This is a genomic window from Kitasatospora sp. NPDC048715, from assembly GCF_043198905.1.
GTDB classification, from domain to species: domain Bacteria; phylum Actinomycetota; class Actinomycetes; order Streptomycetales; family Streptomycetaceae; genus Kitasatospora; species Kitasatospora lactacystinica.
In genome coordinates, this window is the sequence record NZ_JBICVH010000011.1 from 61,727 (window position 1) to 74,969 (window position 13,243).

At 73.0% G+C, this 13,243-nt stretch carries 14 protein-coding genes; 7 read left to right on the forward strand and 7 right to left on the reverse strand.

Annotation, left to right across the window (positions count from 1 at the left end):
• Window positions 1-36 precede the first annotated feature (36 nt).
• A complete protein-coding gene (locus ACGFSC_RS21440; protein ID WP_359898585.1) occupies window positions 37-699 on the forward strand; it encodes a LysE family translocator in 663 nt (220 codons plus the stop codon).
• A gap of 70 nt (window positions 700-769) precedes the next feature.
• Here ACGFSC_RS21440 and ACGFSC_RS21445 read toward each other — a convergent pair whose 3' ends face one another.
• The 4 genes from ACGFSC_RS21445 to ACGFSC_RS21460 all read right to left on the reverse strand — a co-directional run bounded on the left by ACGFSC_RS21445 (window position 770) and on the right by ACGFSC_RS21460 (window position 3,763).
• On the reverse strand, window positions 770-1,816 hold the full coding sequence (locus tag ACGFSC_RS21445) for a serine hydrolase domain-containing protein (protein ID WP_359898584.1): 1,047 nt from the start codon (window positions 1,814-1,816) through the stop codon (window positions 770-772).
• Window positions 1,813-2,766: a DUF6895 family protein gene (locus ACGFSC_RS21450; RefSeq protein WP_359898583.1), complete on the reverse strand. Its 954-nt coding sequence runs from the start codon at window positions 2,764-2,766 to the stop codon at window positions 1,813-1,815. Before ACGFSC_RS21450 ends, ACGFSC_RS21445 begins: the two co-directional genes overlap by 4 nt.
• The gene (locus ACGFSC_RS21455) at window positions 2,763-3,476 is read right to left on the reverse strand and encodes a hypothetical protein (RefSeq protein WP_359898582.1); all 714 of its coding nucleotides are present in this window, start codon (window positions 3,474-3,476) and stop codon (window positions 2,763-2,765) included. The genes ACGFSC_RS21450 and ACGFSC_RS21455 overlap by 4 nt, the downstream gene beginning before the upstream one ends.
• 83 nt (window positions 3,477-3,559) lie before the next feature.
• Window positions 3,560-3,763 (reverse strand): hypothetical protein, encoded by a 204-nt coding sequence (locus tag ACGFSC_RS21460; protein WP_359898581.1) that lies wholly within the window; start codon window positions 3,761-3,763, stop codon window positions 3,560-3,562.
• 154 nt (window positions 3,764-3,917) lie between these two features.
• On the opposite strand from ACGFSC_RS21460, the gene ACGFSC_RS21465 reads away from it, so the two are divergent.
• Both ACGFSC_RS21465 and ACGFSC_RS21470 read left to right on the forward strand, forming a co-directional pair.
• A complete protein-coding gene (locus tag ACGFSC_RS21465) occupies window positions 3,918-4,691 on the forward strand; it encodes an SDR family oxidoreductase (protein WP_359898580.1) in 774 nt (257 codons plus the stop codon).
• 274 nt (window positions 4,692-4,965) lie between these two features.
• The gene (locus ACGFSC_RS21470) at window positions 4,966-6,804 is read left to right on the forward strand and encodes an ABC transporter ATP-binding protein (protein WP_359898579.1); all 1,839 of its coding nucleotides are present in this window, start codon (window positions 4,966-4,968) and stop codon (window positions 6,802-6,804) included.
• A gap of 79 nt (window positions 6,805-6,883) precedes the next feature.
• Here the strand turns inward: ACGFSC_RS21470 and ACGFSC_RS21475 are convergent, their stop codons facing one another.
• Window positions 6,884-7,552, reverse strand: a complete 669-nt coding sequence (locus ACGFSC_RS21475; protein WP_359898578.1) for a lysophospholipid acyltransferase family protein — start codon at window positions 7,550-7,552, stop codon at window positions 6,884-6,886.
• A gap of 175 nt (window positions 7,553-7,727) precedes the next feature.
• Between ACGFSC_RS21475 and ACGFSC_RS21480 the strand changes: the two genes are divergently transcribed.
• A complete protein-coding gene (locus tag ACGFSC_RS21480; RefSeq protein WP_359898577.1) occupies window positions 7,728-7,940 on the forward strand; it encodes an EF-hand domain-containing protein in 213 nt (70 codons plus the stop codon).
• A gap of 112 nt (window positions 7,941-8,052) precedes the next feature.
• Here ACGFSC_RS21480 and ACGFSC_RS21485 read toward each other — a convergent pair whose 3' ends face one another.
• Window positions 8,053-10,254 (reverse strand): bifunctional glycosyltransferase family 2 protein/CDP-glycerol:glycerophosphate glycerophosphotransferase, encoded by a 2,202-nt coding sequence (locus tag ACGFSC_RS21485; RefSeq protein WP_359898576.1) that lies wholly within the window; start codon window positions 10,252-10,254, stop codon window positions 8,053-8,055.
• Window positions 10,255-11,177: 923 nt separating this feature from the next.
• On the opposite strand from ACGFSC_RS21485, the gene ACGFSC_RS21490 reads away from it, so the two are divergent.
• Both ACGFSC_RS21490 and ACGFSC_RS21495 read left to right on the forward strand, forming a co-directional pair.
• Window positions 11,178-11,444 (forward strand): hypothetical protein, encoded by a 267-nt coding sequence (locus ACGFSC_RS21490; RefSeq protein WP_049650625.1) that lies wholly within the window; start codon window positions 11,178-11,180, stop codon window positions 11,442-11,444.
• A 262-nt stretch (window positions 11,445-11,706) separates the two neighbouring features.
• Window positions 11,707-12,168 (forward strand): YjbQ family protein, encoded by a 462-nt coding sequence (locus ACGFSC_RS21495; RefSeq protein WP_359898575.1) that lies wholly within the window; start codon window positions 11,707-11,709, stop codon window positions 12,166-12,168.
• An 82-nt stretch (window positions 12,169-12,250) separates the two neighbouring features.
• On the opposite strand, the gene ACGFSC_RS21500 is transcribed toward ACGFSC_RS21495, so the two are convergent.
• Complete coding sequence (locus ACGFSC_RS21500) at window positions 12,251-12,805, reverse strand: DUF1990 domain-containing protein (protein WP_359898574.1); 555 nt, start codon at window positions 12,803-12,805, stop codon at window positions 12,251-12,253.
• Between the two features lie 212 nt (window positions 12,806-13,017).
• Here ACGFSC_RS21500 and ACGFSC_RS21505 point away from each other — a divergent pair, with 212 nt between their 5' ends.
• Window positions 13,018-13,236, forward strand: coding sequence for a hypothetical protein (locus ACGFSC_RS21505; protein WP_359898573.1), 219 nt, complete (start codon window positions 13,018-13,020; stop codon window positions 13,234-13,236).
• Window positions 13,237-13,243: the final 7 nt, after the last annotated feature.

The window sequence follows — 13,243 nt, forward strand, 5'->3', positions numbered from 1 at the left end:
TTGCATTGACCCGATGGTCCGTCCTAGCCTCCTCGCATGGACGCGTTGACATCGGCCGTGGACGGCCGGGCCGTACTCGGGATCGCCGCCGTGGCCCTGGGCATGGTGCTGTCGCCCGGGCCCAACATGATCTACCTGGTCTCGCGCTCGATCGCGCAGGGCCGCCGCGCCGGGCTGATCTCGCTGACCGGGGTCGCGGCCGGTTTCCTCGTGTACCTGGTCGCGGTGACGGCGGGAGTGGCCGCGGTGTTCTCCGTGGTGCCCGCCCTCTACACCGCGATCAAGCTGGCCGGCGCCGGGTACCTGCTCTGGCTGGCCTGGAAGGCGGTCAAGCCGGGCGGCACGGCGGTCTTCGCCCCGCAGCAGCTGCCGCCGGACCCGCCGCGCCGGCTGTTCGCGATGGGCTTCCTGACCTGCCTGCTCAACCCCAAGATCGCCATCATGTACATCTCGCTGCTGCCCCAGTTCGTGGCCCCGGAGCGCGGCCACGTCGCCGTGCAGAGCCTGCTGCTGGGCCTGGTCCAGATCGCGATCGCGATCACCGTCAACGGCCTGATCGCGGTGAGCGCGGGCGGCATCGCCGCCTTCCTCAACCGCCGCCCCGGCTGGCTGCGGATCCAGCGCTACGCGATGGGCACCGTCCTCGCCGGCCTCGCCGTGCGCATCGCCGCCGACCGCGCCAAGGCCGTGGCGGTCTGAAGCCATAGTGCTCCGAGGCCGTAGCGGTCCAGGGGCGAGGTGCGAGATGCGAGATGCGAGATGCGAGATGCTAGGTGCTACGGCCGGTGGCGGTCCGCAGCACCTCGTACCCCGCCTGGACGAAGCGTCCGCCACGCTTCGGGCCGGTGTTGGCGAGGGCCGCCACGGCGGTCGCGCCCGTCGGAGAGAACCCGACGAAGGCGGTGAACCCCCGGGTCGCGCCAGTGTGGAAGTACAGCTCGCGCCCGCCCGAGCGGCGGTGGTTCCACACCAGGCACAGCTCGTCGGGGGAGTGCGGAAGCCGCAGCCTGACCCGTTGGACCTCGGCCAGTGGCGTACCCAACTCGCCGCCCTCCTGGTCGAGATGGGCCTGGAGGTAGCGCAGCAGGTCGCTTCCGCTGGCCCGTACCGCGCCCGCGCCCGGCAGTCCGGGGATCCGCCAGGTCGGCATCGCCCGTTCACGCCGGTAACCGGTCGCCCGGCTCGGCGAGTCCGGCGAGTCCGGCGCGTCCGGCGCGCATGTGGTGGCATCGAGTCCCAGTGGCACCAGGACCCGCTTGGCGAGCAGCTCCCCGTACGGCAGTCCGCCCGTCTCGGCCAGCAGTCGCCCGAGCAGTCCGACCCCGTAGTTGGAGTACCGGTACGTGCTGCCGGGCCTGCCGCGCACGGTGGTTCGGGCCAGGGCGGCTCTCAACCGGTCGTCGTCGAATGCCGCGTACGGGTTGGTCTGCCAGGTCGGCACGGCTCCGGCGAGCAGTCCGGGCGGCAACCCGGGCAGCCCCGAGGTGTGGGTGGCGAGGTGCAGCAGCCGGATCGGCTCGGGGGAGCGGACGGTCATCGGACGCCAGTCGGGCGGCAGTCGGTGTTCGACCGGGTCGTCGAGGGCGAGTTCGCCGCGCGTGGCCAGGTCGGCGAGCAGCAGCGCGGTGAACGTCTTGCTGACCGAGCCGAGTTCGAAGACGGTGTCCGGGGTGCATGCTGCCGCCCGCCCTCGCGCGAGGCGCCCGAAGCATCGCACCTCGCCCTGTCCTTCGCGCGCCACGGCCACGGTGACCGCGGTCGCGTACGGCGCGGCCGCCCGCACTGCCGCACGGACGGCCGTGTCGAGTTCGTTCATGCGGCCGCGATGTCGGCGGTTTCGGCGCCGTCCGCGCCGCCGAGTGCCCGGGAGAGTGCGACCGTCGAGGCCACGACCGCGACCACGCCGGTGTGTTCGTGTGCGCGGATGGCCAACTCCTCGTCGTCCTCGATCGGTTCGTTGTCCCGGGGCACCAGGCCGTCCGCCCGCTGCACCGAGGCCAGGGCCTCCCAGCCGGACCGCCCGGTGATGGGTTCCCCGATGCACGAGTCGACGATCAGCAGCTCGCCGACCAGGTCCCACTCGCCGATCTCCAGCCAGATGTCGAGCCAGACCGGCAGCCAGTCGTGCAGGTAGTCCCGCATCGGCTCGGGCAGGTCCTGGGGTCGGGCGCCCCAGTCGGTGAGGTGGAAGACGGTGTGGGTGACCTGGTAGGCGGTGGACCAGGAGACGGTCCAGGGTTCGGGGAGCGCGCCGAGCCAGGTGCGGGCTGCGAGCGTGGCCCAGTCCGGCCGGTGGCTGAGTCCGATGATCCGACGCGCGTTGGCCACGGCCAGCTGCCGGCTGCCCTGGATCTCGACGGCGTGCACGGCCCGCAACCGGCTGAGTGATTCGAGCAACTCCTCCAGTGCGGCGTGCCGGTGGCCGAGCCGGGCGAAGTGGGCGTACGTCTCCAGCGGGTCCGTGATGGTGACGTACCGCAGCTGGCGCTCGTAGAGCATGTCGCCCTCGCGCAGCTGGCCCCAGGCGGTCGTGAGGAGGTCGCGCGCGGCAAGGATGTCCTGCGGTCCGGCGACCCCGTCGCGCAGCACCAGGGAGGAGGCCATCGCGACCTCGCAGAGCGGCTTGTAGATGTCGTCCGGTTCGGAGAGGTTGATGACGCTGTTGTCCGCGAACTTGCCGTAGCTGCCCTGGTACGAGGTGTGCAGCCAGGACAGCGCGCGGGTGCCGAGCTGTTGGGCGATGGTGAGCGTCTGGGTGTCGGTCATGCCGGGCTTCCCTCCAACAGGCGCTGGGCGACGGCGAGTTCGAGGCGCGTCCGGACGGCTCCGATGCCGACCAGGCGGGTCCGGTCCAGGACCGGTTCGACCTCGAGCCGTGGCGGGAGCCCCTCGGCGCTCGTCCAGGCGAGCCAGCGGGCGAGCCGTACGGCGGTGGTGAAGTCCCGTCGGAGCATGGAGCGGACGGTGCCGTGGGCGAGGTGCAGGGTGCCGGAGCGGGCGGCGTCGTGCACCGGACCGTCCAGTCCGGGCAGCGCGAGCACGGACAACTGCGCCATCCGTACCGACCAGGACTGCCAGCCCAGGTCGGCCGGTCCGGGCACGGGGGAGGGCGGTGAGGCCGGTGCGGCGTCCCCGTACGGTGTGCGGGCGAGCAGCCGGTCGATCGCCCAGTCCTGCCAGGCGATGACCAGCGCGGCCTCGGCGGATGCCGGTGCCGGGGCGGGGAAGGCCCGTCGGGCCTCGGCGAGCAGCGCGGCGGTGGGTCCGTCGGGCTCGGCCCCGGCGAGCAGTTGCGGGGTGAAGAGGTCGGCGCCGAGCACGCGCACCGCGGCCAGCAGCGGGCGGGGCGCGGCGGTGTCCGGGTCCGCGAGTGCGGCCGCACCCCCGGCGCCCCGGAGGGCGTCGAGGGTCCGGCCGGCCACCCGCTCGACCGCCGCGGCGTACTCGTCACGGAGAGGGGTTTCGGCGAACGGCATGGTGGTGAGCTACTCCTTCAGGAGACTCGGGAAGGGCGCGGGGGCCCCAGGGGCGCACGGCCCGGTGGGGCGAGGAGGCCCGGCTACCTGATCGGCTTCTCCTTCGGTCCCTTCGGGGAGAGCAGGACCAGGCCGAGCAGGAGCAGGAGCCCCGCGGCCTCGGGCGAGTACGTGGGCGCGTCGGACACGACGGCCTCTTCCTCCACCATCAGGCTCGCGAGTGTCTCGGCCTCAAGCGTCGCGCTGCGTGACGTCGTTGCCGTTCCGGTCCGGAACTGAGTAAGCATCAGAAGTGCCTCCTCGTCTGGATTTCACCGCCCGGTCGGACGATGCCCCCGTTCGACAGTACGAGCACCTCCGGTGACCTGCATCCGCAGCCCGCTGAGCTGGGGCATTGCCCTGGATGTGGGCCCTGTCGAGGCGAGTCGGTACGGTCGGGGCATGACCACAGCCTTGATCACCGGCGCGACCGCCGGCATCGGAGCCGCCTTCGCCCGCCGGCTCGCCCGCAGCGGCTACCAGCTCGTGCTGGTGGCCCGGGACACCGAGCGCCTGGAGCGCGCAGCCGCCGACCTGCACGGCAGGTACGGCATCGAGGCGGAGGTGCTGGCCGCCGACCTCGCGACGGACGAGGGCATCGGCGCCGTGGAGGCCCGGCTCGCCGACGCCGCCCGCCCGGTGGACCTCCTGGTCAACAACGCCGGCTTCGGCAACAAGGGCGCCTTCGGCACGGTTCCGCTCCAGGACGAGCTGGCCATGCTGAAGGTGCACATCGAGGCGATCCTGCGGCTGACCACGGCCGCCCTGCCCGGCATGCGGGAGCGCGGCCGCGGTGCGATCGTCAACGTCGCCTCGGTGGCGGCCTTCCTGCCGCGCGGCACGTACGGCGCGAGCAAGGCCTGGGTGGTGAGCTTCACCCAGGGCGTGCTGCGCGACCTCGGCGGTACGGGCGTGCGGATGATGGCGCTGTGCCCGGGCTTCACCCGGACCGAGTTCCACCAGCGGGCCGGGATGGGCACCGGCAACATCCCGTCCTGGTCCTGGCTCTCCGCCGAGCGGGTGGTGGACGAGGCGATGCGGGACCTGGCCCGCGGTCGGTCCGTGTCCGTGCCGGGCAAGCGGTACAAGGCCGCCGTGGCCATCGCGCGGGTGCTGCCCTCCGGCAAGCTCGGCGGGTTCTCCTCGAAGGCGGCGCGCACCTACCGGACCAACTGACGGCCGGGGCGGTCGGGCGGTCGGGCGGTCGGGCGGTCGGGTACGGGCGCGGGTCCTGGGCGGCCGCCGGGCTCCGGGCGGCCGGCTGGCCGGGGCGGTCGGGCGCGGGTCCCGGGCGTCCGCCGGGTCCCGGCCGGTCGGGCGGTCCGCGGGTCGGCGGGGGTCGAGGAATAGAGCAACCCTCACTATTAGCTTGTCTAACTATGAGCTATCCTCGCTATGCTGACCCCAGTCCGACCGTCCGCCCGACCGTCCCACCCAGGGAGGCCCGTCCTTGAGGCCCACCGCCATCGACTGGACCCCGCCCGAGCGCGCCGAGGGCGAACCCCGCCCCTCGGCCGAGTGGCGCCGCATCCTCGCGCTCTTCCGCCCGTACCGGGGCCGCCTGACCGTCGTCGGGCTGCTGGTGGCCGCCTCCGCGGTGGTCTCGGTCGTCTCCCCGTTCCTGCTCAGGGCCGTCCTGGACATCGCCATCCCGCAGGGCCGTACCGGGCTGCTCAGCCTGCTCGCGCTCGGGATGATCCTGACCGCCGTGGTGAACAGTGTCTTCAACGTCCTCCAGACGCTGATCTCCACCACCGTCGGCCAGCGCGTGATGCACGACCTGCGGACCTCCGTCTACGGCCACCTCCAGCGGCAGTCGCTGGCCTTCTTCACCCGGACCCGCACCGGCGAGGTGCAGTCCCGGATCGCCAACGACATCGGCGGCATGCAGTCCACGGTGACCTCCACCGCGACCAGCCTGGTCTCCAACCTGACCGCGGTGGTCGCCTCGGTCGTCGCCATGGTCGCCCTCGACTGGCGGCTGACCGTCGTCTCGCTGCTGCTGCTCCCACTGTTCGTCTGGATCAGCCGCCGGGTCGGCCGGGAGCGCAAGAAGATCACCACCGAGCGGCAGAAGCAGCTGGCCGCGATGAGCTCGGCGGTCCAGGAGTCGCTGTCGGTCAGCGGCATCCTGCTCGGCCGCACGATGGGCCGCTCCGGTTCGCTGGCCCGGGAGTTCACCGACCAGTCCGACCAGCTCGCGGACCTGGAGGTGCGGGCCAGCATGGCCGGGCGCTGGCGGATGAACACCATCATGATCGTGATGGCCGCGATGCCCGCGCTGATCTACTGGGCGGCCGGGCTGACCTCCGCCGCCGGCGCGCCGATCGTCTCGGTCGGCACCCTGGTCGCCTTCGTCACCCTCCAGCAGGGCCTCTTCCGCCCGACCGTCAGCCTGCTCTCCACCGGCGTGGACGTGCAGACCTCCCTGGCGCTCTTCCAGCGCATCTTCGAGTACCTCGACCTGCCGGTGGAGATCGACGAGCCGGCCGACCCGGTCACCCTGACGGGCATCCGCGGCGAGGTCCGCTTCAAGGACGTCGACTTCCGCTACGACCCGGAGCAGGAGCGCCCGACCCTGGCCGGCGTCGACCTCACCGTCCCGGCCGGGAGCTCACTGGCCGTGGTCGGCGAGACCGGCTCGGGCAAGACCACCCTCAGCTACCTCGTGCCGCGGCTGTACGACGTCACCGGCGGGCAGGTCGCCCTGGACGGCGTGGACGTGCGCGAACTGTCCTTCGACACCCTGGCCCGAGCCGTCGGCGTTGTCTCCCAGGAGACCTACCTCTTCCACGCCTCGGTCGCCGAGAACCTGCGCTTCGCCAAGCCCGGCGCCGACGACGCGGAACTGGTCGAGGCCGCCCGGGCAGCGCAGATCCACGACACCATCGCCGCCCTCCCGGACGGCTACGACACCCTGGTCGGCGAGCGCGGCTACCGCTTCTCCGGCGGCGAGAAGCAGCGCCTCGCGCTCGCCCGGACGATCCTGCGCAACCCGCCGGTGCTGATCCTCGACGAGGCCACCAGCGCGCTCGACAACCGCACCGAGCGCGCCGTCCAGCAGGCCGTGGACACCCTGGCCGCCGGCCGCACCACGATCACCATCGCGCACCGGCTCTCCACCGTCCGCGCCGCCGACCAGATAGCCGTCCTGGACCGCGGTGAGGTGGTCGAACTCGGCACCCACGAGGAGCTGGTGGCGCTGGACGGCCGGTACGCGGCGCTGCTGCGCCGGGAGGTGCCGGAGGCCGCCGGGCAGCCCGAACCGGCCGTGCTCGGGCGCGTGTGACGACCCGGGCGCGGGCGCGTGCGACGACCCGGGGCGCGGGTGCGAGCGTGGGTGTGCGCGCCGGTGACGGACGCGGCGGTCAGGCCGCCTTCGGCACCTCGTTGTAGCTCTCCGCGACCTCCTGGCCGGAGAGCCGCTGGATGGCCGCCATGACCTCGTCGGTCACCTGCCGACGGGCCTTCAGCGAACGGGCCTGCCCGTGCAACTCGTCGAAGTGCAGCGGCTCGCCGAAGCGGACCGTCACCTTCTTCAACCGCGGGATCCGCTTGCCCACCGGCAGGATCTGCTCCGGACCCTCCAGCGCCACCGGCACGACCGGCACGCCCGCGGTCAGCGCGAGCCAGGCGACGCCCGTCTTGCCCCGGTAGAGCCGGCCGTCCAGCGAGCGGGTGCCCTCGGGGTAGATGCCGAAGGCCTTGCCGTCCTCCAGGATCTCCAGCGCCGACTCCAGCGAGGCCTGAGCGGAACGGTAGGTGCCGCGCTCGACCGGCACGGCGCCGATGGCCTCGAAGAAGTCCTTGGAGAGCCGGCCCTTGAGCCCGGTGCCGGTGAAGTACTCGGCCTTCGCGAGGAAGTGGACCCGGCGCGGGGCGGTCAGCGGGATCACCACGCTGTCGATGAAGGACAGGTGGTTGCTGGCCAGGATCACCCCGCCCTTGCGCGGCACGTTCTCGATTCCCTCGATGGCCGGCCGCCAGATCCCCCGCGAGACCGGTTTCAGCACCAACTTGGTGACGAGGTCGAGCACGATTCCCTCCCTGGACGAACGACCGCCCGGGAGGAGCCCGGGCCTGCAATCAGATCCGCAGACTACGACACCCACCCCCGCGCACGTCCACTCCCGGCGACCGTGGCGCGCGCCACGGCCGGGTAGGGTACGGCCGTCCGAACCGAGCGACACCCGCAGTACCCAGGAGGGCACGATGGAGACCACCGAGGCGATCAAGGCCTTTTTCGACCGTTTCGACAAGGACGGCGACGGCAGGATCACCCCGGCCGAGTACGCCCTGGCCGCCAACGAGATGGGCGACCACGACGTCACCATCTCGATGGCCGAGGCGCTGATCCACAGCATGGACACCAACCACGACGGCGTCCTGACCTTCGAGGAGTTCCTGGCCGCCCGCCGGCGCTGAACCCGCGCCGACGGGGCCGGTCGCCGTACCGGCGGCACCGGCCCCGTCCGGAGGCCCCCGCTGTTCCCCGCAGGGCCCTCGCTGTTCTCCGCAGGGCCCTCGGCAGGGGCCGCTACTCCTCCACCGGGAACACCCGGCGCACCACCCGCTCCGAGGCCCCGCCGTCGTCCCAGACGCAGAACTTCGCCCGGAACCGCGCCCGCGCCGCCGGCTCCGGGTCGCCCGCCAGCAGCGCCCGCGCCAGCCCGTCCGCGTCCACCGTGACCGCGCCCGGCGGCTCCGCGAACAGGTCGAAGTAGACGCCGCGTTCCCGCTGGTACTCCTCCCAGTCCGGGGCGAAGATCACCACCGGCCGGTCCAGCACCGCGTAGTCGAACATCATCGACGAGTAGTCCGTCACCAGCACGTCCGCCGCGAGGTAGAGGTCCTCGACGGTCGGGTGCGCCGAGACGTCCACGATCCGCGCCGATTCCGCGCCGGCCGCCGACAGGTCGCCCGGACCGTCGGTGTGGAAGTAGTGGGTGCGCACCAGCAGCGTGAAGTCCGGGCCCAGCCGGCGCGCCAGCGCCGCCACGTCCAGCAGCGGCACGTAGCCGCCCTTGCTGCCGCGGTGGGTCGGCGCGTACAGCACCGCCCGGGTGTCCGGCCGCAGCCCGAGCCGCTCGCGCATCGCCCGGACCTCGTCCGGAGCGGCGTTCGCCAGCCGGTCGTTGCGCGGGTATCCGGTGTCCAGCATCTCGTACCGGCCGGGGAAGGCGCGGGCGAAGTGCCCGCTGGTGTGCGGGTTGGGGGAGACCAGGAAGTCCCAGCGGTCGACGGCCTCCTGGAGCAGCTCGAAGTCCATCCCCTCGGCCGCCGCCGGGTGGTCGCGCAGGTCCATGCCCATCGCCTTGAGGGGGGTGCCGTGCTGGGTCTGGACGTGCACCGTGCCCGGCCGCTTCGTCATGGTGCGGGGGAAGTTGACGTTGTTGACGAAGTACTTGGCGGTCGCCATCGCCCTGAGGTAGGCGGGGGTGTTGACGATCACGTGCGGAACCCCGGGCGGCAGCGCGGCGGCCTGGGCGCGGTTCTCCACCACCCACACGCCCCGGATCCGCGGGGCGAGTTCCTTCGCCTTCTCGTAGATCGCCGCCGGGCTGCACGCGTAACCCCGGTGCCAGTAGGCGGCGTAGACGGCGAGGTTCTCGTCCAGCGGCAGCCGGCGGAACGCGTTGTACGCGGTGAACCGGGCGCCGCTGCGCATCCCCTTCTTCACCGCGGGTGCCACCGCCCGTGCCCCGCGCTTGAGTTCGCGCGGCAGCCGCCCGGTGCGGCGCAGCTCCGCGTAGGCGATCCGGGCGCCGCGGGCGGCCAGCCGGTACTGCACGCCGCGCACCCCGCCGGGGAAGCGGTAGCCGGCCGGGCGGTGGCGGTCGAAGTGCCGGGCGATCCGCCGGAAGAAGTCCTTGCGCAGGTCGGCGGGGACCAGCCCGGGGGTGTCGTAGACGTTCAGTGCCTGGCGGACGGTCCGGTCGAAGACCAGGGTGCGCAGCGGGTCCGGGACCGGCCGGCCGGGGCGGTCCGGGCGGTCCAGGAAGGCGAAGATCGCGTCGTACTGGGCGAACACGTCCGCGTGCTTGGGGGAGGAGGTGGCGGTGATCGCGCCGTCCCGGCCGCGCCGGTAGAAGTAGCAGGGGCGGTCGAGGTAGCGCAGCCGCTCGGCGGCCAGCAGCGCCGGGTAGGTGACCGAGATGTCCTCGTAGTAGCCGCGGCCGAAGGAGACGCCGAGGCCGTCCAGGAACGCGCGGCGGAACAGCTTGTTCCACACCGACATCACGGTCTGGAACAGCGCCGGGTGCTCGGCCAGGGTGCAGCCCTCGACCAGCGGGGAGCCGGCCAGCACGTGGCGCCAGGGGTTGGGCTCCGTCCCGCCGTCCGGGTAGACGTGGGTGAAGTCGGTGATCAGCACGTCGGCGGGGGTCTCCCGGCGGCGCTCCTGCGTCAGCTCGTCCAGCAGCGCGCCGACCGTCCCCTCGGGCACCCAGTCGTCGCTGTCCACGAACCAGACGTACTCGCCGCGGGCCTGCGGCAGGGCGGCGGTGCGGGCGCCGCCGAGGCCCTGGTTCTCGGTGAGGTGCAGCACCCGCAGCCGGCTGTCGCGGGCCGCGTAGGCGTCCAGGATCGCGCCGGAGCCGTCGGGGGAGAGGTCGTCGACCGCGATCACCTCGAAGCGGGTCTCCGCGGCGGGGGTGTCGCCGAGGATCGAGTCGAGGCAGTGCGGGAGGTACCGCTCCACGCCGTGGACCGGGAGCACGATGCTGAGGAGGAGGGACACGCTGGCCGAGTGTACCGATCCACCGGGTGTCACCTGCGCGGACGTCCGGTGCGGGGCTTCCGGGGTGGTGGCCGGGGCGGTGACCGGGGGTGGCGGTGGTGGTGGGGCGGGGTGGCGGCCACGGTGGGGCGGCTCGCGGCAGGGGCCGTGGTGCACCCGGAACCGCCGGTGCCGGGCCCCTTGCGGGACGGCACCGGCAGTCAGGTGGCGGTCCGGCCGACCCTCGACGGCCGACCGCCGGTCCGGGCACCGCGCGAGCCGGGCCACCGCAGCGTCGAGGCGGCCGGGCAGTGGCTCGCGGGAGCCGGAGTTCTTCATCAATCGAACACACGCTTGGGTGCGGTGCGGGCACTGGCGTGTGCATCAGATACTGCTTGGAGGTTCGGCGGGAGTCAATCCCTCGAATGTGTTCACTTCCTGAAGTCGGTCGGTCACGGTGTCGGCCGGCGCCCGGTTCAGCCGGGCCGTGCACGGATCGGGCGCGGCGAACGCCCCCCGATGATCGCTTTGTCGATGTGGCGGCCGTCTCGCGGCTGTCCCCTATATGGCGGCGCGAGCGGGGCGCGGGTGGGGCGCGGGCCGGCTGCGGGGTGGGGCGCGGGCGGGTCGCGGGCGGGTCGTCGGTGGGGTGCGGGCGGGCCGCGGGGCCCGGATCCGCAGGGGCGCCGCCGTGCGCCGGGTGAGCGTCGTGCGCGTGCCGTGCGTACGGTTGCCGCACCCGCGCCTGTCGGACCGGGTGACGTACGGCCGGTCGTGCACCATCATTGATGCCTAGTCGTGACCGGCCTGGTGGCCCCTGGTGCTTCGTCAGTTGACGCCGCACGATACGGTGGCACAACACCAAGGACGGTTGCGCGAAGGCCGTCCTTCACGGATAGTCTTCGCCTCACGGCCCTGGCGCCTCGTAGGGGTGGGAAAAACTGATGGAACACATGCAAGTGCGGACTCGGCCCCGCGTGCCGGCGATCCAGTGCGGTGTCGGCACGACCGGCCGCCGGATCGACCGACACCTGGCCGTGCTCGGCGCGCCCGCACTCCCGGCGGTGGACACCGCCGAAGCGCTCGGGTTGATAAGGGAGCTCACGCCGCGCGGCGCCGAGGCCCCGACGACCCGTCGTCGCCACACCAGGATCTCGCTGCTGACGCCGCTGCGTCGGCTGCGGCGGAGCCTCTTCGGCGGGCGCGGCTAGTTCGACCGGCGCGGTACGGGTCCCTCCCCGCCGCCCGGTCGGGAACCGACCCGGTGGACCGTCCGGTCCACCGGGTCTTCGGTGTGTCCGGACGATGTCCAGGGTTCGGGCCCGGTGAAGGCCCCGGGTGGCGGCTCCGGCACGTGCCCCGCCGTCCGGGTGATGTGGTCTGAACCTTTCACCCTACGCGAGTTCGCCTCCCCGGCGCGGCGACTCGGCGAGGGAGTACGCCCGGCCCGCTGGCCTGGGACAGGATGGCGCCATGGCGGACAACAACCACTCCACCCGGACCGGCTCCTTCCCGGACACCACCTTCCAGAGCGGCACCATCGAGATCACCACCGGCAGCCGCGAGGTCGCGCTCGACATCACCGACCGCTGCGCCGCGTTCCTCGACGAACGGGCCACCGGGCGCGACGGCCTGCTCAACATCTTCGTCCCGCACGCCACCGCGGGGATCGCGGTGCTGGAGACCGGCTCCGGCAGCGACGACGACTTCCTCGCCACCCTGCGCGACCTGCTCCCGGCCGACGACCGCTGGCGCCACCGGCACGGCAGCCCCGGCCACGGCCGGGACCACGTGGTGCCCGGCCTGGTCGCCCCGCACGCCACCCTGCCGGTCCTCGGCGGCCAACTGGCCCTCGGCGTCTGGCAGTCGGTGGTGCTGATCGACACCAACGGGGACAACCCGCGCCGGACCGTCCGGCTGTCCTTCCTCGGCTGACCTTCCTCGGCTGACCTCGGCGCGGTGCGCGCGGGGCCCGGGCGCGCTCGGCGGGTTCGATGGGTCCGGCGGGCTTCGCGACTCAGCGGACGTGCGAGGCCACCGCGGCGAGGTAGCGCTCGATCGCCAGGTGCTGGCAGAGCAGGGCCACCGGGCGGCCCAGCCTGGCGTACCAGGCGGACAGCCGGGAGAACGCGGTGACCTCGAACCACACCTCGCCGTCGGCGTCCATCGACACCAGGAACGCCTCCTCGCCACGCTCGGGGTGCCCGGGGAGGGTTCCGTACCCGAATCCGATCCGGTCCGGCTCGTCCACCGTCCACACCACCCGGCAGGGGATCACCAGCCGCGGCCGCCGGCTCCCCGGCAGGTTCAGCCGCAGCAGCACCGTCCCGCCCTCCCGGGCCGGGCCGGCGGGGTACACCGCGAAGCCGGTGCCCAACTGGCTGCCCCAGTCGAGCACGTACCGACCGGCCCGCTCCAGAACCTCCGCGCCGCGCCCCAGGTGGACCCGCCGCCGCAGGTGGGCGTAGCCGTCCGGCAGCCGTCCGCCCCCGCCCAGGGTGGCGCCCACCTCGGGGTACGACGGGGCGGTGGCGCGGGCGGCGACGAGACGTCGGTGCAGGTCGGTGGGCATGCCGGTCACGGTAGCCGCCGGGCGGGAGAGGGCCTGCGGCGGGGCGGGATGGGTTTCAGGGAACGGGTTTCAGTGAACAGATTTCAGATGACGGATTTCAGCGAACGTCTTCTGAAATCTGTTCGCTGTCATTCGTTCGCCGGGACGCTCGGGCCGGCTCGGCCAGGACCGAGCCTGTTGCAGCTCAGCGGGGAGCGGAGTAGGAAGGCGGCATGAACGACACCGGTACGAACCAGGAAGCGGCCGTCTGCGAACTCGCGTCCGAGGGCGAAGCGGAGGCGGCGCTGCGGCACGACCCGGAGGCGACCGGGCCGCGCGCCGACTGCGTGCTGTGCGGGGAGCCGACCGAACTGCCCGCCGACCGGCCCGGCAGCACCCTCTGCCCGGTGTGCGCCTGGCAGCAGGCGCAGCGGATCGCCTGCTCGGGCTGATCCACGG